Origin of the sequence: Flectobacillus roseus (genome assembly GCF_030056595.1) — a bacterium.
GTDB classification, from domain to species: Bacteria; Bacteroidota; Bacteroidia; order Cytophagales; family Spirosomataceae; genus Flectobacillus; species Flectobacillus roseus.
This window is the reverse complement of record NZ_JASHIF010000002.1, coordinates 530,385-550,199: the sequence shown is the minus strand read 5'-3', so window position 1 is coordinate 550,199 and position 19,815 is coordinate 530,385. Positions and strand designations below refer to the sequence as shown.

Below are 19,815 nucleotides of genomic sequence, written 5' to 3'. Positions count from 1 at the left end.
TTTTAGAGTGTGAAATTAATGGATGATCAAAAGAATCTTTATCTATTTTACTTTTTATGATGCTTGTAATCCTGGATGTTTTACACCAGTAGTAAAACTGTTTACTTTATTAGGAATTAACATCTTTGAATTACAATCTTCATGATGATGCCGTGTATAGAATACTATCTATAATGCTTCTTACAATACTAAGTACTTATTAAAAGCATCTCATCTGAACATTAATATCTTTGAAAAAAAACACCTTTTGTATCGCCATTTTGATTAGTGTTCGAATTAATGCTCAGCAAAATAAATTATTATTTCAAAGCTCTGATTTATTTGCCCAAATAAAAGACACAACAAATATTACTTTCATCAGTACTAATCCCTTTGGCAGATATATTTCGGTAAAATATGCTGATGGGACCAAAGAAAAAATATCAAAAGACACACTTTGGGGCATTATTTCAAAAGGTTATGTCTATCGGTTTTATGGAAGTAGATTGTTTGGAGTAAGCAATTACCAATCTGCCGATGTAATTGAATATAAAGATTTGACACATATCTTCTACAAGAACATTTCGATTCCTCAATATAGATACTATTACATTAAAACGCTAAACAGCAGAATAGTAAGCTTAAGAAATAAAGCTTTGAAGGAAGAGTAAGATATATCACTGGTTCAAGTCTGTGACTTGGACCTATTTTTTCATCAAGTTTTCAAACTTGAATACACAAAACCATAACCATTTGAAACACTTTATTCCTCCAGCAAAGTAATAAACTTAGGAAAAAGTGAGTCCAAGTCTGAAGATTTGAACTAGGAAAGCCAATGTTTTAAATTCTTAAATATGTTTCCCAATATTGTTTTTTTCTGAAGAGGAAATTCAAAATTGCTAGGCTTTTCCTTACTTAATTGCATGAGTTCTGTATCAAAATACGACAAGTCAGGACTGTATTTGGTTTGAACTTGCACTTTCGTTAAAAGCTTTTTTATCTCAAAAGGCAAATTGTCAACCGTTAAAACAGTTTCAGGAAAAGAGAGCAAATAATAAACTGAACCAGAATCCTTTACGATTTCAAGACGGTCATAAACAAGGATCCCTTTTCTCGAAACTTGTTCAAATGTTTTATTACCCTCGTGGAAGAGTTTACTTGTAAATGTATTTTCAATACTATTTGTAGTTGGTGGTAGCTGATTGAGATAGTTAGCAATAGCGGGCAAATCCTCATAATGTTCTAAAATGAGTTTAGGGATTTCTCCGCCAGAAGAAAAAAATTGAGCAACTTCACCATCTTTAAAAACAATGAACCAGTCAATATCAAAAGCCTCTGGATATAGCATTATGTCTTCTTTGGGAATCATAATTCAAATTGTTAAAATGAAACTCATATTATTTTTTTCTGCTAGTTTATGTCTTTGCTTTTATTCTTTTTGATCAAGTTTTCAAAAAGAATAAAGATAAAACTCTACACGATTTTATCCTTCAGCAAAGTTTAAAACTTTGGAAAAAGTGAGTCCAAGTCTGAAGACTTGAACTAGTTCGATACTTGAACTAGCTCGATGTAACAAAAAATGGCGCAAGCTTTCGCTTGCGCCATCTAGAAATTTGGGATGCAGAGAGCTAAAGTTGAATTATTGCCCATGAAGTATTCGCTCTCTTAATACTATAGGTTTTGCCATAATTCAGAATTAAGGCTTAATAAGTTTTGATAATTTTGAGCGTAAAATATCGGTAATTCAAAATTCACAACTCATACTTCAGCATTAAGACTTAATAGCCAGGGTTTTGCTGAAGCACAGCATCCTTGTTTAATTGAATCTCAGTAAGAGGGATAGGCAATAACAAATGTTTGTCTGCAATACCTTGAACTGGATTAACCGCGCTGTTGGCGTTTAAACGTTTTACACGATCCACCAATTTTTTGGTACGCATCAAAGTCATACGACGATTTTCTTCTCCGATTAATTCACGCGCTCTTTCGTCTAAGATAAAATCCAATGTCATATCACTTGCCGACACTTGTCCTTGTGCTGGATAGTTCGGGAATGCTCTTGCACGCAATACATTGATGGTATTGGCTGCATCTTGCAACTTACCTTGTTGTACCTGAGCTTCAGCCAATAATAAGTATGTTTCGCCCAAGCGCATCAACACAAAGTCTTTGATCATGGCAAAACCAAAAGTATCATTAGGGTCAAACTGATACCACTTTGTAGTATGTGGCGCCAAATTGAACAAGGTATCAGTTCCTGCATAAGGTACTTGCTTGCCATAAGTAGCAGTCTGTGCAGGGTCATTATACACATAGCGACGACGGATATTGTTTGAAGAGTTACGGATATCACCATCTTTGTACAAGTTGTAAATAACCCAGTTACTCAATCTCAAACGACCCAAAGCACGACCACCTGTAGAATCTGACAAAGACATACCTCTTACGTTATGATAGGCTGCGCCCCAAACACGTCTTTGCTGTGCACTACCTGTATTTCCACCTACCACGCTACTTGGGTTTTCTTGTTCCAATACCCAAAGTGCCTCGGTATTTCCTTGGCTACGACGTTGGTTACCATACACAAACATATCCGAGTAATAATCGCCTTTCAAACTAGTTTTGATACCATATCTGTTTTTCACTAATTTGAATTTACCACTGTCAATAATTGCTTTCAACTGTGTTTCTGCTAACTCAGGTTTACCCATTCTCAAGTACACTTCACCCAACAATTGCATCGCCATAAATTTATTGGCACGACCATACAACTTCCCTTTTGTATTGCTTTTTACGTCTTCAATATCAGGTAAATTTGTGGCAGCAAAAGTCAAATCCGCTACGATTTGGTTGTTTACCTCATCAATAGAAGCACGCGTAAAGTCCGTTTTAGGAGCAGTCAAGGCTTGTGTCAACAAAGGCACTCCGCCAAAGCAAGTCGCTAAGTTATTGTAAGCATACGCTCTGAAAAACTTCGCTTCAGCACTCATTTTATTTTTACCAACTGAAGTAATATTCTTCAAATTTGGTGAATCCAATGAGTTGATAATGATATTTGATAGGTTAATCAAGATATAGTTTCTATCCCAAGTACGAGCTGCTGCACCGTCGGTAGGTGTCAACAAGTTGTAGTTATAATATGGGATTTCGATACCTTCTTGGTTAGCTGTTGCATTGGCTACGTCGGTTCCAACTTGCCAAACGCTTACCCATCCCTGACGGTCAGACCAAGTAAAAATGGTACTAGTGTGGTTATACAAACCTACCAAAGAAGCCTCTACACCGAGCGAGTCATTGAGTGTTGCTGGAGTATATGATGAAAAAGGCTTTTCTGCTAAAAAGGAATCTTTACAAGCGGCCGTACCAAGTGCTAGCGCCAATAAAGCTATATTTTTTAGTTTTTTCATGGAAATCAAATTTTAATTAGGATTTAGACAAAGAGCATAAATGTTCCATTTTGTCTTCAAAAAGCTACAGGCAAACTTTACGTTTATTTCAAACTAACATTCAAGCCCAATACCAATTGACGAGTTAATGGGTAGTTGTTTGTCCAGTCGCCCGAACCTCTCTGCGATTGTGCAGATTCTGGGTCCCAACCAATCCAGTTGGTAAATGTGTAAAGGTTACGTCCACTTGCATATACCGTCAAGCCACCCAAACCTAGTTTATCCAAAATAGTTGGCGTAAACACATAACTCAAGGTTACATCTTTGATTCTGGTGAAACTTGCATCAGAAGCATATCCATATCCTCTTGGGTTTTTATATGCCAATGAAGGACGTGTTTGGCTCATGTTTTCAGCAGTCCAATATCCTACATCGACTGGCGTATTTCTCTTACCTGTTTCATCAGCATATGTCAAATCGTTGTTGTTACGGGTAATGCCTTGAACCGTTTGGATAAATACATTCAAGTGAAAGTTTTTGTAGTGGAATGTATTTGTCAAACCTCCTGTCCATTTTGGAGCAGTTTGTCCTAAAATAACGCGGTCTTCAGCAGTGATTTTACCATCGCCATTTACATCCGTAAATTTCAAATCACCAGCTACTGCACCTGGGTCTTGCTTAGAAGCATCTTCGCCTTTTTGCCAAACACCAGCCAATTTGTAATCATAAATAACACTGATAGGCTGACCAATAAACCAACGGTTTCCTAAGTCATCTTTCTTATCACCGTATAAGTCTACAATTTTGTTTTGATTAGAAGCAAATACCACTGTTGTTTCCCATTTGAAATCTCCTTTGGTTACATTACGAGTATTCAAAGTCAATTCGATACCTGTGTTTGAAGTTTCGCCAAGGTTATCAAATACGTTGTAATACCCTGTTACAATTGGTAAACTTCTTTGCAATAAAATACCTGTAGTATTGTTTTTGTACAATTCCAAACTACCATTAATTCTATTGTTAAAGATTCCAAAGTCAACACCGATGTTGCGGCTCAAGGTTGTTTCCCACTGAAGATTACCGTTACCAAGGTTACCTGCAACAGCACCGATGGTACTCAAACCATTGAATGGCTCGCGAACAATGTTGTTAGTGGTAATCGTACGATATACCGAAATAGCCTCGTTACCAGATTGACCTACCGACAAACGCAATTTCAGGTTATTGATAGTACGATTGTTTTTCATGAAATTTTCATTCATTACATTCCAACCTAAGGCTACTGATGGGAACAAACCGTATTTTGAAGTATTCGCACCAAATACCGACGAACCATCACGACGAGCAGTTACTGTAAACAAATAACGGCTGTCATATGAGTAGTTTACACGTAACATTTGTGAGTTCAAACCATAACGATCTGCATAAGAAGAACTTGACTGAGTTGCACCTGCCCCAATTGAATTAAAACCTAATTCATCATTCACAAAACCTGTTGCTCTTGCTGAGGCTTCATTGTATTCTCTTTGTTGGGCAGAATAAAGCGCTGTCAAGTCTAAGTGGTGTTTATCCCAGTCTTTTGTATAAGAAAGGATATTCTCCAAGGTAAAGCTGTTGGTTTGCGAATAGAAAGAGTTCGCTGTACCTAATAAATCATTTGCTTGACGACCCGTATATGAACCTGTATGTTTAGGAATAAAAGAATAACCTAGGTTCATACGATACTTCAATCCTTTCAATTTTCCACCAAACTTAATTTCACCATAAGCATTACCATTCAAGTTGGTATTGCCATCCACACGACTAGTTGTTAAGCCCAACATTGGGTTGGTATACAACTGCTCTGGGAACATCGGATAAATCGTATAAGTACCGTCGTTGTTATAAATCTGACCATACGGACTCATCGCAGAAGCATTCAACAAGTTGGTGCGACCGCCATCGTAATTGTTATTATTGATAAATAACGAAGTACCTACTGTCAAGAAATCCGTTACGTTGATATCTAAGTTCGAACGGAAACTAATTCTTTTATACTGGTATCCTTTGATTACCCCTTTCTGATTCAAGTAATCACCACCGATAAAGTATTTGATATTTGGCGTACCACCCGAAATACTCAAGTTGTGGTTTTGCATGATACCAGTCTGACTTGCCAATCCTAACCAATCTGTTTCGATACCTTTATTATAGTTCGTCAACTCGTTGTAGTTTGGCACAGGACTGGTTTGAGTTTGCCCTGTTTGGATTAAATAATCCTTATATTTCTGTAGGTATTCAGCACCATTACGAGGGCGAAGCACATGAGAGAATTCTTCGATACCTGTGTAGTTGCTATAGCGGATTGATGGCTTACCTGTTTTACCACGTTTGGTCGTAATCAAAATGACCCCATTCGCACCGTTTGTACCATAAATTGCTACTGCAGAAGCATCTTTCAAAATCTCCATCGACTCGATGTCATTCGGGTTGATGTCGTTTAATGAACCACCAGTTTTGCTCAAAGGAATACCATCAACCACTACAAAAGGACCTGAACTAGCATTGATAGAGTTTTGACCACGTACAATCGTTGAAGGTTCAGCACCTGGAATTGAAGAAGATTGTGAAACGTTTACCCCCGCCACAGAACCTTGAACAGCCTGCATTACGTTGGTAACAGGAAGTTGAGATAATCTGTTTTTAGGAACCGATGCAACCGAACCCGTAATATCCGAACGCTTTTGAGTACCATATCCCACAACCACTACTTCATCCAAAGATTTAGTATCAGATTTCAACTGAACATTTACGACCGAGCGACCACCTACCGTAGTTTCTTGAGTAGTAAATCCTACGTACGTCACCACTAGCACAGCCTCTTTCGAGTCATCAATTTTTAGGGTAAAATTTCCCTTCGAATCTGTATTAGTACCAATACTTGTACCTTTTACAGCCACACTTGCCCCTGGTAAGCCTTCGCCTTTTTCATCGGTAATCTGACCAGTAATTGTTTTTTCTTTTAGCGTATTAGCGCCGAGAGTAGACTTGACATTAGTAGAGCTAGCTACAAGGTTGTTAGCCTGTAGATTTTCCATACTAAGCACTAGACTACATAATAGTAACCATTTGATTTTCATAGGCTCCTAGCGTTTGATTGGGATTTTATTATTTAGAAGAATTTGAGGAAATACTTGCTATCTATCTAAGAATGGGTAAATCCTACATTTGAATAATACAAAACTACAGGGTGGTACTGGGCTTGACGGGGGCTTTTTTCGTCAAAAACGGGGGAGAAAATCACAGAAACCTTATTTGTGTTATTTTTACACAATTTTATTAGATAATCAGTTTTTTTATCTAAAACTTCAGTAGTCCTTCTGCATCTTGTTCTTATTAATATGATTCTGTGTTATGACTGTTCGAAGGATTTTATAACTGTTTATTTCGGAAATCGGATGTTGGATTTCGGAAGTGTAAGCTTTTCACTTCTAAAAAAATAAGGGTATTTAACCTTTTTCTTAGAAATCAAAAATCCCCAATCTGAAATAGTTGGATCCCTTCCGACAGTTCTAATGGTAGGTAGACGATTGAATGTAAAAGTATGAATGTAGTAAAATTTGTAATGGTACTTTGGCTGATGGCTTTGGTACGCAATGAGTCATGCGCTCAAATTAGCACAAGCAAGTTTCAGTTTGAACACCTCACCATCAATGAGGGCTTGCCACATAGCGACGCCATGTGCGTAGTAGAGGATAATTTGGGGTTTATCTGGGTAGGTACCAACGACGGAATTGCCCGATATGATGGCTTTGAGTTAAAGAAATATAAGTTACCAGTAAATCCTTTGAATGGACTAACCTCTAATCGAATTCAAGTTTTCCATAAACAAAACAACGGTACTTTATGGTATGGCGCTGAGCGCGCTGGGCTTGGCTATTATGATGTCAATAAAGATAAGTTTGTCAATATTTCAGAAAACCTTAGTTCTGCCGTTGATAAATCGACAGTACAATTACTTCGCAAAGCCAGCATTTTGTCGATTACCACCGACCAATCTAATCACCTTTATGCTTGCTCGCGTGACGGGGTATTTGTGCTAACCCTTGGCAATAATCAGGTATTAGAAAAAATTACTAGGGTTGCTATTTTAGGAAATCAATTACAATATACGGCCAATGAGGTTATACTAGATTCCAAACAACAAGTGTGGATTGCCACGGTAAACCAAGGGTTGTTTCTCCTATCATCTTCCCAACAAACACAGGCTCAAAAAGCACCTTTCCCAAGCGAAACAGTTCGTGCGATCCAATTTGATAGCAAAGGCAATTTATGGCTTGGTGCAGATACAAAATTGTACTTTATCAGTCCTGCTGAACAAAAAGAGTTTAAGAATTTCACCTTACACCAAGCCTCCACTTCTATCGAGGATATGGAATGTATTAGCATCGATTCGTTTCATCGTTTGTGGGTGGGTACCAATTTTGGACTTTATTGCTGGGAGGACATTAGAGAGCCTATTCGCGTGCTTGAAAACAAACCCCAACTCTTTTTACCCAAAGACGACAATCCTAATAGTATCAATTCTGGAAGAGTCCATCAGGTATATGAAGACGCAAACCATATTTTGTGGTTAGCAGCTTCGGCAGGTGGTTTGAATAAGGTCGATTTGAAAAGAAAGCCTTTCGAAAATCTTCAACGTCGATTTTTCCAAACTCCTACCCTACCCAACAATTATGTCAATGCGGTATTAAAAGACCCTCAGCATAATTGGCTTTGGATAGGTACCAGAAATGGTTTTTCGAGATACGATTTTGACACCAAATCTTATACCAACTATGCCAATCGTGAGCTCAACGGCGACGCCACAGGCACGGATGTTTCAACACTCTTGATGGATACCAAGCGGACACTCTGGGTGGGTACTCGCTATAATGGGTTGTATGTGTTACAAAATGGTGCCTTAAAAAAAATTAATTTACCGATTCCTTCCACCAGTATTGAAAGTATTATCGAAACGTCAGACGGCTTTATCTGGATTGCTACTTTCGAATATGGAATTTTAAAACTTGACAAAGCAGGAAAAGTCCTCAATATATACTCGACTAACAACCATAATCTGCTGGCTCGTCAGTTCACCCATCTTTTGTATGACAAAACCAAAGAGCAAATCTGGGCAAGTACAAGGGATATGGGTGTTTTGTTATTTCAGATTCAAACTAATGGGCTTAAGTTATTACAAAAATTTAGTTTTGAAGAAAACAATCCCAATTCCTTGAGCGTCAACTTTGCTTGGCAAAAAGTCCAAGATCCTTCAGGAGCCATATGGGTTGGGACTATTGGTGGTGGCTTAAACAAAATCGAGCCTCTAAAAAATGGCCAATACCTCGTCAGACGCATCAATATTCCTGAATCGAATGTAGAAGGTATTTTGCAAGATAAACAAGGAAATATCTGGATTGGAGGCTCTGGACTGGGAAGATATAGCCCAAAGTCAGGACAATGGATACATTATGACGTAGCTGATGGGATTCAGAGTAATTCCTTTAAAGTCGGTGCTGCCTATCAGGATGCCTCAGGTATTCTCTACTTGGGCGGAATCAAAGGCGTTACGTATTTTAATCCCGAAAAAATCCAACCAAGTTTACAGGCGCCAACGGTTCGTTTTACTAATCTAAAAATCTTTAACCAAACGGTACAAATTGGTGAAGAAATCAACCACCGAGTAATACTGCCAGCGCCATTTAACCAACTCGATGAACTTGAAATTCAAGCCAATGAAAATGACTTTTCGATTGAATTTGTAGGACTAAACTTTGCCAACCCTGCCAAGACAAGCTATGCTTACAAGCTTCAAGGGTATAACTCGCAATGGGTGTATGTAGGCTCAAATGCCCGTATTGCGAATTTTGCCAATCTACCCTCTGGTTATTACAAACTCTACGTAAAAGCGTATAACGGCGAAGGGCAATGGTCTAAAATTGAAACCGTTACGATTCATATTTTACCGCCTTGGTATCAAACTTGGTGGGCGTATCTCCTATATCTAGGATTGATTATCGCTGGTTTGTATTTGTATCGTAAAATCACCTTGCGCCATCAAAAACTACAGAATGAGCTTTCGTTAGAAACCTACAAAACTGAAAAAGAAAAGGAATTAACAGACTTAAAACTTCGTTTTTTCACGAATGTTTCGCATGAATTAAGAACACCATTAACCTTAATATTAGGACCTTTGGAGGAAATGATTACTATGCCAAGTCCATTTAGGAGCAAATTGCTATTAGTTCATCAACAAAGTAAAAAGTTGTATGATTTGGTCAATCAGTTATTAGAATTCAGAAAAGTAGAATCGGGACATATCTCTATTTCGGCAAGTAAAGACAACATTATTCCAATGTTGAGTGAAATTCTGTTGATTTTCCAGTTAAAATCTGAAGAACAACAAATTGAATATACCATTGACTTGCCTCAAGAAGAAGTCGAGCTGTTTTTTGATTCTTCAAAAATTGAAATCATTCTTACGAATTTACTTTCTAACGCTTTTAAATATACTGCATCGGGTGGAAAAATACAGGTGACAGTACGAACAGTAGGGAATTCGAGCGAGAAAGCACTTTTTGAGCAAAATCATTTATCCAATCATTATTTGGAAATTTCTATTCAAGATAATGGTGTTGGCATGGAAGCCTCAGCGCTTTCTCAGATATTTGACCCTTATTTTCAGGCATCTCATACCGAAACCATGAAATTGGTTGGAACAGGTATTGGATTGTCCTTGGTCAAGCAATTTGTTGAAGCGCATCATGGTGAAATCTTGGTTCAAAGTGAAATCGGAAAAGGAACAACTTTTACCATAAAGCTCCCGTATGGTTCTGCGCATTTGAAACCCGAAGAAATCACGCAAAATGCACCTAAAGAGCTTACTTGGTTGCAAAATCCTCCTCAAGCGCTCCAAAATATTGACACAAACCATGATGCCAGCCATGGACAAAAAGTACTGATTGTGGAAGACCATCCTGAAGTGCGACAATATATCCAAAAACTTTTCGAATCTCATTATCAAACTTTTACCGCCATTGATGGTCAAGATGGTTTGGAAAAAGCCAACCATTTGATGCCAGACCTCATTATCAGCGATGTCATGATGCCTCATGTCGATGGTTTGGAACTTTGTCGAAAACTAAAACAAAATCCAAAAACTTCCCACATACCTGTGGTGCTACTGACGGCTCGGTCGGCGGCAGCACATCAAATTGAAGGCTTGGAAAATGGGGCTGATGAATATTTGTCCAAACCTTTTCATCCACAGTTACTACAAACCAAAGTACAAAATCTCTTACACAATCGCCTGTTGATTCGGGATTATTATCAACGGCAAATATTGCTTCAACCAAGTGCTGTTTCAATTCCTGATGATACCAAAACCTTCTTAGAAAAAGCGATGAAAATCGTGGAAGAAAATTTGAGCAATCAGGATTTTAATGTGCAAGAGTTGGTAAAAGCAATGGCTATGAGTCAATCGGGTTTTTATCGCCAAATAAAATCTATTACGGGCCAGTCTGTGGTAGAATTTATTCGTGATATTCGTTTAAAACGAGCTGCGCAACTTTTAACCAGCACCGATTTGAGGGTGCAAGAAGTGGCAACCATTGTAGGAATAGAGGATGCTAAATATTTCAGAAAAATGTTCCAGCAAATTTATCAATACGCACCATCGGAATATGCTAAAATTCACAAGAATGCAAAGTAGAATTTAGAAATGAGTACTCATTTTATATGTGGTAGGCTGTGGGCATAATGCCCTGAGTTAGTAGGCAAAATAGAGTTTAATTTTAGTGCCTAAGGCATTGAGGTATCGGCTTTCGGCGATGGGCTATGGGAAAAATGCATGTCCGTGGTCGTTAAAAACATTTTAACACTCTTTGTCTTGTTCCTGTTGCCTTGTCCCTAAAACACAAAAATTAGATCTTATTTTGCATGATTACTTAAGCTTAAAGTTTAATGATTTGTCTTTGTAAATAATATAAACATGTGCTTAATGCCAACCGCTTACAGCCTAAAGCCTATTTATTAAATTTTTTAAAAAATACGATCTCAACGAAATCCAAATTATATCCAATTTCGTAAGTATGTTATTGGACAATTCCAATAACAACCCATAAAACATTATAAATGAAAGTATTAATTGCTGAAGACGAACCACTTCTTCGAAGATTGCTCATTGACAAATTTTCTAGAAACGATTGTACCGTTATTAGTGCCGAAAATGGATTAGCAGCCATTGAAAGCTTTGATAATTTACAGCCAGATGTTGTCATTACTGATTTGAACATGCCGTATGCGGGAGGACAAGAATTGATTCTTCATATTCGAGAATCTAAGTTTGCAGACACTCCTATTTTGGTATTATCAGTTACTAGTAATGAGCATACCATCAATGATGTTTTTAGATTAGGCGCCAATGATTTTGTAGAAAAACCATTCAGAATGAATGAGTTACTACTCCGAGCACAAAGATTGATTCATCTTAACTAATGAGTCTCAACAATCTAAGTTAAAACCGTCCTTACATATTACTGCATTAAACTAGGAACCCAAGCCGAAATCATAAGGCTTGGGTTTCGCTTTTTAGTATAACTTTATTCTATGAAAAATCCTTTAAAGTTCACAGTTTGACGATTTACTGTACAGTGATTCCATTTAACGGGTGAATTTATTCATCTGTAACGAATATATTGAAACAGCCTCTATATTTGTAGCCATTTAAGCTTAAGTATGTAGTAATATTGCTAATTATATTTCTAGCTAAATACTCTTATCTGTACCAAAATCAATTCCCCTTCAACCAATTTTTTATGAAAAAAATTACCCTATTTATTCTATTCTTGTGGACTATTGGCAATTACTCTGTTTCTGCAAAAATCACTAAAATTGAAATTCTCAAGCAAGAATCGTATCAAAACGGTCGCGTATTTGGCAACATTGGTGCTTTTGTGAGAATTACAGGATTGGCCTATGGTGAAGTAAATCCTTTTGAGGCTCACAACAAAATCATCCAAGATATTACGCTTGCGCCACGCAACAGCCGTGGAATGGTGGAATATATCACTGAGTTTGTAATGTTGAAACCCGTAGACATGAGCAAATCTAATGGTTTACTCTTTTACAATGTTCCTAACCGAGGCAATGCGTATGGACCCGACACCACTCTTATGAAACGCGGTTATGTGTTCCTTTGGGGAGGCTGGCAAGGAGATTTGTATGGCGACAATAAGCTCAAAATTAAAGTTCCCGTGGCAACGCAAAACGGCAAAACAATTATGGGCAGACTTCATACTGAATTTGTGGTGAATGACCCTACGCCAACTGTTCCTTTGAGTGGCACAACTTTTACAGGACAATTCCATCAGCCTTATGAAACTGCCAGTTTAGATCCTAAGACAGCAAGACTAACCCGAAAATTTAACCCATTAGATGAGCCAATCGAAATTCCATCGACAGAATGGTCATTTAGTGATTGTAGCAAAGGCGACTGTGTGCCCAGCACAACCCAACTTTCCTTAAGGGGAGGCTTTGACCCAAATTATATTTACGAATTTCAATATACGGCTAAAAATCCCTTGGTCTTAGGCTTGGGATTAGCAGCTACGAGAGATATTGTCGATTTTTGTCGATACGATAAAAGTGTACAAAACCCATTGGCAGGATATGTCAAAAAATCTGTTGCCATTGGTGTTTCACAATGTGGTAACTTTTTGAGAACATTTCTTCATTTGGGATTTAATGCCAGCGAAAAAAACCAGATTATTTTTGATGGACTCAACGTTCATGTGGCTACTCGTAAAACTTCGGTAAACATCCGTTTTGGTCGTCCAGGAGGTGCAGGTTTACAACATGAAGAAATCCTATTTGCTGGCAATGAAGCCCCTTTTACATGGAATATCACGACCGACCCACTTTCGGGCACCACGGGCGGAATCCTTGAAAACTGTGCAAAACAAGGCTTTTTGCCCAAAATTATGCACACCGTAAGTTCAACGGAATATTGGCAAATGCGTATGTCGCTTCGTACCACAGATGTATATGGTAAAACAGACTTGGAAATTCCTAAAAATGTAAGAATCTATCATTTTGCCAGCACACAGCATGGCCCTGCCCCGAACGAAAACATCAATAAAATCACAGGGCAGTCTAACAATACTAACTCTTTCAATGATTCATGGAGAGCATTGCATGTGGCACTCGAACAATGGGTAATGGAAGGCAAAAACCCACCAGCAAGCCAATATCCAAAAGTGGCAGACAAGACGCTTGCTAAAAGTACCGAAATCGGTTGGCAAACGCTACCCAATATCCCATTCAAAGGATTGGTAGATGGTTATACAGTGAGAGATTTTGGTAAAGAATTTCAAGCAAAATGGATGACAGGCATTGTACACGAACCAGCCAAACTCATCAAAGATAAGGTTTATACAGTTTTGGTACCTGCGGTGGATCAAGACAACAATGAAATTGGTGGCTTACATACCCTAACAAGACGTGTTCCACTTGGCACTTACACAGGCTGGGCACTCAGAATCAAAGGCTATGGAGAAGGGAATTTAGCTCCATTAGACGGCTATTTTCTACCATTTGCCAAAACTAAAGCTGAAAGATTGGTCAAAAATGACCCTCGTCTATCACTAGAAGAAAGATATGGCAACTCTGAACACTATGTATCATTAGTCAAAAAAGCAGCCGAAGAAATGGTAAAGGAAGGGCTAATTCTCCCAGAAGACGCAGAGCGAGAAATTAAGAAGGCAGAGAATAATAGTTTGTTTGATTAATCAAATAAAAAACCCACAACCCTTGGTTAAACTTTTGGGTTGTGGGTTAATTTAGGTTATTTCAACCCAAAACCTTGTCTCCTATTACGTTTTCTCAACTTCTAACTTCTCTTCCACATCCTTTAAATACAAATCCTTTAGTTGGTCGTAAAACGAATGTGACGAAACGAAATTCGCAATTACGTTCGCGATAAAGCCTCCTATTAATAAAAAGAATATGATGGAATGTCGATCTGTCATTTCAAAAATAATGATTGCACTGGTGAATGGCGCACGCGTTACACCTGTCAAAAATGCCGTCATCCCAATCAGAATGAGTAAATTGGCATTGCCACCTGTAAGATGCAATAGCTGTGAAACATACGCACCGACTGTCGCTCCTGCACTTAATGACGGTGCAAAAACGCCTCCTGCTCCTCCAAATCCGAAAGAGGTCATTAGCCCTACAATTCGTACTAAAGGTAAATACCATTCCACAGATTTATAGTTGGTAAATAATACCCGCTCCATGATTTCTTTGCCAGAGCCCATTGCCTCGAAGCCTAGAAAGTAAATCGTTGTCGCAACCCATAATCCACACAAAATAATGGCAAAAACTTTCTTAGGAATGGAAGAAATTCTACCAAAAAACTGCATGAACTTCAAGAGCAATACACACATTTTACTCCCTAAATAACCTGCAACAATTCCTACTGCTATTATGCCCACTATTACTGTCAAACCATCAAATCCTGTTTTGGGAGTACCTAAGTACAAATATGAACCTCCTAATCCCTGAGCAGTGAGACCCGCAGTAATTACTGCAATAAAAAGAGGCGTTTTATAATATCTGATATGAAATTTTGAGAGTTCTTCTATCGCAAAAATCACTCCACCTAAGGGTGTATTAAATGCCGAAGCAAGCCCTGAAGCAGCGCCAGCAATCAACATGTTTTTTTCCGAAATATTAATCCACCATTTGGGTAAGACTCTTTTGATTTCTAGAAATATTGAACTTCCTATTTGGATAGTTGGTCCTTCTCGCCCAACAATTCCTCCTCCAAGCACCTTGATTGCACTTGAAAATATTTTCACCAAAATCACCTTAAACCCTAGAAAATAGCGAATTAGTGACTTTTCTTCTGGCTTTTCTAATTCCAATGCAGCCATCACTTGCGGAATACCACTGCCTTTGGTATAGGGCGCAAAATGCTGTGCAATCCACCAAGAAAGAACAAATGAAAGCGGTGTAACCAAAAATACACTGAGCGGCGAATACTCAAAAAGTTGAATAGACCAATGTTCGGCAATACTAAAAATACGGCTATACAGAAAAGCTACCGCACCCGTAATCAGCGCTCCAATTAGATAAGGAATAATTTGGAAAGTTTGTTTTCGAAGGGATTGATTGGTAGATAAGGTTCGTAAATATAATTCCTCAACATAATTCCAAAACACCTTCCCAAGGGGATGTCTTTTGATTTTTACAATATTTCTTTTCCTTGAAAAATTCAATTTTACAATTATTTTAATGAGTATCGTTTTGATAGGTTAGATACAAAAATAGGTTATTAGTTTGTCGGAATTTATTAGAATTTCATTAGTAATCAGCCTACATATAAATAAAGTGCTTTAAAAACCTCATACCATGTTATTGTATCAGAATTTTCAAAGCACTTTATCTTTATTAGAAAATTACAAGTCCTATCTTTTCCAAATACCATCTATATCTGGCTGGATTACCTCCACCTGAGTCACTGCACTCATATTTAATTTACCATAAAGATGCGGAAATACACCATGATCACCAGCTGATTCAAATTTTAATTCAGCTTCTAATAAATCTTGGTTGATATGTAGTAAAATCAAGCGAGGAAATCCCACAAAAAAGCGATTTAGCGTGCCTTCTACCTGTTCAGGGGTAGAAAAATGAATAAAGGTTTCTTGCGCCAATGTTTCAGATTCGTAATGGGATAATCCCTCAAATTTAGCCCACCATTCTGGCGTAGCAATATGATGAAGTAACATAATTGGTTGTTTTAAGATTTGGGTGCAAAGTTAAATCATTACTTCAACAAAAATTGCTTACTTATTTCATCATAAGTAGTCAAATGGTAATTGGCTTTTCCATCTTTTTCAAAGATAGCCTCCCAAGTATTAAGTGGCTCCCAAATGCAAGTTCCTTTGCCCTTGCCATTCGGTAAATTAAAAGCCACTTGATTGACTTCATTTTTCATTTGTGAGTATTCAACCACGATAACATCTTTGTTATAGCGCTCAATCAGGTTGCTTAGATTGTCACGCAAATCCTCAATGGTACCATGCCATTTTGGATAATAGGATTCCCCAATTACATCAAAATGAACGCCACGTGCCAACATATTGTCGATAAATTGGACTGATTCATGATTTTGTCCGCCCAATGCTACGTGCAACATCATGATAGTTTGTGGAGCCACCGCTTTCACCGCTGCAGTACCTGCATTGATGAGTTGTGCCAATTGGTCAGTATTTGCAAAACTACCTTCTGGCCAAACTATGCCATGATTGATTTCATTGCCTACTTGTACCATATCAGGCAAAGTTCCCTGTGCTTTCAAGGCTTGCATCACCTCATACGTGTAATCAAATAAAGATTTTTTCAAATCTGAAAAATTTTTGCCTTCCCAAGCTAAGGGTTTAAATTGTTTGCCTGGGTCAGCCCAATAATCAGAATAGTGGAAATCCAATAATACTTTCATACCAAGTGCTTTAGCACGTTTTACCATTTCTTTGGTATGTGCCAAATCACAATATCCTGTTGTTGGAGAATAACCTTTGGACTGGGCAGGATTATGAAAAATTCTCAAACGAACATAATTAAAACCATGATCTTTCAAGATTTGAATCGCATCTTTTTCAACACCTTTGTCCGAAAATTTGACATTTTTTGCTTCTAATTCTGGTAAAAAAGAAATATCCGCTCCGAGCATTTTATCAATCACTGCTGATTTTTTGGCATCTGGTTTAAGTTGGTACGCTGGGTCGATATTTACTTGTGCAATTTTGTCGGGAGAAACGGTCAAAATATCAGTTCCACCAGCATATAAGCCTGTTGCCGATGCCTCAAACTGAATCATACTTGGATTTTCACCCATTTGGACAATTACCTGACATTTTCCATTAAATAAACTACGTTGCCACATTCCCTCAGCACATTGGTCTGGCTCATGACTACTTGGGTCGCCATTACCCACACCGATGATTTTTGCATCGCCTTTGAGCTTAAACTTTATCAAATTATCGGCATTAGGCACTTCACGACCTTCTTTGTCTATTACCGAAATATTGATAATGCTTACATCTTTTCCATCAGCAATAGCCGTCGTTTTGTATGGCGTAACCACTACCTCGTAAGGTAAACCAGTGGTTTCTACTTTTGCCGTAATCTTTCTACCTTTTTTCCAACCTATGGCTTCCAATTTTCCAGCAGCATAATTCACTGACCAATTCAAATGCCCATTACGTGTCATAACCTTTTTTCCCAAAGATTTTTCATTCAAGAATAGTTCTACCTCATCGGCATTGCTATTGACCCAAACGTCAATTGGTTGTCCTTCTTTTCCTTGCCAGTTCCAATGCGGTGCTATGTGCAACACGTCTTTGTCTGTCCACCAACTTTGATAGTAATAATAGAGATTTTTCGGAAAACCACAGACATCCATCATCCCAAAATGCGAGTTGATATTTGGCCAGCGATATGGCGTTGGCTCGCCACGATAATCAAACCCTGTCCAAATAAAACCGCCTAACCAAAAGTCATTGTTAGCTGCCAACTTCCACCATTCCTCGGCTTTACTTGCCCACCAAGGTGCTGTAATATCTTGGTCAGGAACATATCCTCTGATGGTATCTTTTTCATAAATCCCTCTTGTGGTAACGGTACTTCCCATTTCAGTGCCGATAATCGGCTGAGTTGGATGGTCTTTGTGATAATCTTCCACCGCAAACTGACGATAGTTGAAACCACGCACAGGAATCACTTCATTTACGCCTGCAAAATGATTGGCTAAGTCTGCAGCATACGTTGAAGTACGAGTCGGGTCTAGTTGTTTTTGTTTGGCTAATAAAGTCAAAGCAATTCTTTTTCCAACTGTATTTTTCTGAATCCATCCCTCCTCGTTCCCAATGCTCCACACAAATACGGAAGCATGATTTCTATCTCTTTTAATCAGTCTTTCAAACTGATTCATATATTCTGTTCCACTATTTAATAATCGTTGTTCGTCCAACAACAACATTCCCAAACTATCGCAAGCCTCTATCAATTCAGGTGTTGGCGCATGGTGACTCGCACGATAGGCATTTGAGCCCATATTTTTCAATAAACTGATTCGGTAATATTGCAAATAATCTGGCATAGCACTACCTACTCCCGCATGGTCTTGGTGATTGTTGGTCCCCAGGATTTTCACGTGTTTCCCATTCACAAATACGCCGTTTGGTTTGATGTCAATAGTACGAATACCAAATCTAAATTGCTGTTGGTCAACTACTTTACCTTGTGATTTCAATTCAACCTTTACCTTGTACAAATAGGGATCTTCCAAAGACCAAAAACGAGGATTAACGGTACTGAAAGCTTGAATAGCAGTCTTTTCTTCTTGAGCTTTTAAGGTAAATGCCTGCTCAGGAGACTTGGCAACTACTTTACCATTTCTATCCAACAAATAACTTGTGATAGTCAGGTTGTCAGATTTATAATCTTCATTTTTGAAAGTCGTTTCTACTTTTACATTGGCTTTATTACCAGCTATTTCTGAGTAAGCAAAAATACCATCTTCCTGAATATGAGCATTTTGATAGCGATTTAGCCATACATGACGATAAATACCTGCACCTTCATAAAACCAACCTTCGTATTGCGAAGCGTCTACGCGAACTACGATAACATTGGCTTTATGAAAATTCAAAAAATCGGTAATATCATACGAAGCTCCTAAATAACCACTCTTGTTATTTCCTAGATAAAAGCCGTTTATCCAAACATTGGCATCACGGTAAATGCCATCAAATTGGATTGAATAACGACTTCCCGAATCGGCTGGCGTCAAACTAAAATGCTTGCGATACCAACCAATGGAAGTTTCAGGGAATTGACCGCCAACAGGCTTAAAACCATGTGACTCAACATGCGCATCTTCTGATTTGACAAATGGCAGAGCAACCACCCAGTCATGAGGTAAATTGAGTTTTGTCCATGAGGAATCTACAAACTTCGGGTCGATAGCCGTATTCACAGCCGAACCTGATTTATAAAAAAGGTTGGTTAAACCATAATTAAAATCTTTATCAGGGTTAGAAAAATGTCCCAAATGAAAACGCCAATCCTTATCAAAATTGGTTTTTGTTCTTGAGTTTTGGGATAAAGTGGGTTTCTGTATCAAAGTGACAATCGCTAATGCCAAAGTCAGTTTGAATAGATAAGTTTTTAGTTTTTGCATAAAATAGTTTTATAAAAAGCTGTTAAAACTTCCTCATCACGGGTGAATAAATTCACCCGCTAAGTGAAATAGTCGCTTAAGAAATAGAGATATTGCTATATCCGTGGCGAGTGTCTCAATCGACACTTGACAGAAGCCCAATAGACTGCGTTTATTCTATTTATTTTAATTCAATCTTTT

The 19,815-nt window shown here is 38.1% G+C and carries 10 protein-coding genes; 4 read left to right on the top strand and 6 right to left on the bottom strand.

All coding sequences use genetic code 11. The features are described 5' to 3' along the window. Positions 1 to 230: 230 nt before the first annotated feature. The gene (locus QM524_RS02430) at positions 231 to 650 is read left to right on the top strand and encodes a hypothetical protein (RefSeq protein WP_283343321.1); all 420 of its coding nucleotides are present in this window, start codon (positions 231 to 233) and stop codon (positions 648 to 650) included. Positions 651 to 802: 152 nt separating this feature from the next. On the opposite strand, the gene QM524_RS02425 is transcribed toward QM524_RS02430, so the two are convergent. The 3 genes from QM524_RS02425 to QM524_RS02415 form a co-directional block, all read right to left on the bottom strand. After that, a complete protein-coding gene (locus QM524_RS02425) occupies positions 803 to 1,348 on the bottom strand; it encodes a hypothetical protein (RefSeq protein ID WP_283343320.1) in 546 nt (181 codons plus the stop codon). 409 nt (positions 1,349 to 1,757) lie between these two features. Beyond that, the gene (locus tag QM524_RS02420; RefSeq protein WP_283343319.1) at positions 1,758 to 3,386 is read right to left on the bottom strand and encodes a RagB/SusD family nutrient uptake outer membrane protein; all 1,629 of its coding nucleotides are present in this window, start codon (positions 3,384 to 3,386) and stop codon (positions 1,758 to 1,760) included. An 83-nt stretch (positions 3,387 to 3,469) separates the two neighbouring features. After that, entirely contained in the window at positions 3,470 to 6,442 is a 2,973-nt protein-coding gene (locus tag QM524_RS02415) for a SusC/RagA family TonB-linked outer membrane protein (protein WP_283343318.1), read from the bottom strand. Positions 6,443 to 6,948: 506 nt separating this feature from the next. On the opposite strand from QM524_RS02415, the gene QM524_RS02410 reads away from it, so the two are divergent. The 3 genes from QM524_RS02410 to QM524_RS02400 all read left to right on the top strand — a co-directional run bounded on the left by QM524_RS02410 (position 6,949) and on the right by QM524_RS02400 (position 14,173). Then, positions 6,949 to 11,097 carry a hybrid sensor histidine kinase/response regulator transcription factor gene (locus QM524_RS02410; protein WP_283343317.1) on the top strand — a complete coding sequence of 1,383 codons (4,149 nt, stop codon included), beginning with the start codon at positions 6,949 to 6,951 and terminating at the stop codon, positions 11,095 to 11,097. Between the two features lie 422 nt (positions 11,098 to 11,519). Beyond that, positions 11,520 to 11,882, top strand: coding sequence for a response regulator (locus QM524_RS02405; protein WP_283343316.1), 363 nt, complete (start codon positions 11,520 to 11,522; stop codon positions 11,880 to 11,882). 320 nt (positions 11,883 to 12,202) lie between these two features. Further along, positions 12,203 to 14,173 (top strand): alpha/beta hydrolase domain-containing protein, encoded by a 1,971-nt coding sequence (locus tag QM524_RS02400; protein ID WP_283343315.1) that lies wholly within the window; start codon positions 12,203 to 12,205, stop codon positions 14,171 to 14,173. Positions 14,174 to 14,257: 84 nt separating this feature from the next. On the opposite strand, the gene QM524_RS02395 is transcribed toward QM524_RS02400, so the two are convergent. From QM524_RS02395 to galA, 3 genes are all read right to left on the bottom strand, one after another. After that, positions 14,258 to 15,610, bottom strand: coding sequence for a chloride channel protein (locus QM524_RS02395; RefSeq protein ID WP_283343314.1), 1,353 nt, complete (start codon positions 15,608 to 15,610; stop codon positions 14,258 to 14,260). Positions 15,611 to 15,856: 246 nt separating this feature from the next. Next, on the bottom strand, positions 15,857 to 16,180 hold the full coding sequence (locus QM524_RS02390) for a DUF952 domain-containing protein (protein WP_283343313.1): 324 nt from the start codon (positions 16,178 to 16,180) through the stop codon (positions 15,857 to 15,859). 38 nt (positions 16,181 to 16,218) lie between these two features. After that, a complete protein-coding gene (galA, locus tag QM524_RS02385) occupies positions 16,219 to 19,635 on the bottom strand; it encodes a beta-galactosidase GalA (RefSeq protein WP_283343312.1) in 3,417 nt (1,138 codons plus the stop codon). Positions 19,636 to 19,815: the final 180 nt, after the last annotated feature.

Excerpts from the sequence above, each read along its gene's own strand:
- QM524_RS02400 (WP_283343315.1), top strand. The coding sequence starts at position 12,203 with ATGAAAAAAATTACCCTATTTATTCTATTCTTGTGGACTATTGGCAAT.
- QM524_RS02420 (WP_283343319.1), bottom strand. The coding sequence starts at position 3,386 with ATGAAAAAACTAAAAAATATAGCTTTATTGGCGCTAGCACTTGGTACG.
- QM524_RS02390 (WP_283343313.1), bottom strand. The coding sequence starts at position 16,180 with ATGTTACTTCATCATATTGCTACGCCAGAATGGTGGGCTAAATTTGAG.
- QM524_RS02415 (WP_283343318.1), bottom strand. The coding sequence starts at position 6,442 with ATGGAAAATCTACAGGCTAACAACCTTGTAGCTAGCTCTACTAATGTC.
- galA (WP_283343312.1), bottom strand. The coding sequence starts at position 19,635 with ATGCAAAAACTAAAAACTTATCTATTCAAACTGACTTTGGCATTAGCG.
- QM524_RS02405 (WP_283343316.1), top strand. The coding sequence starts at position 11,520 with ATGAAAGTATTAATTGCTGAAGACGAACCACTTCTTCGAAGATTGCTC.
- QM524_RS02410 (WP_283343317.1), top strand. The coding sequence starts at position 6,949 with ATGAATGTAGTAAAATTTGTAATGGTACTTTGGCTGATGGCTTTGGTA.
- QM524_RS02425 (WP_283343320.1), bottom strand. The coding sequence starts at position 1,348 with ATGATTCCCAAAGAAGACATAATGCTATATCCAGAGGCTTTTGATATT.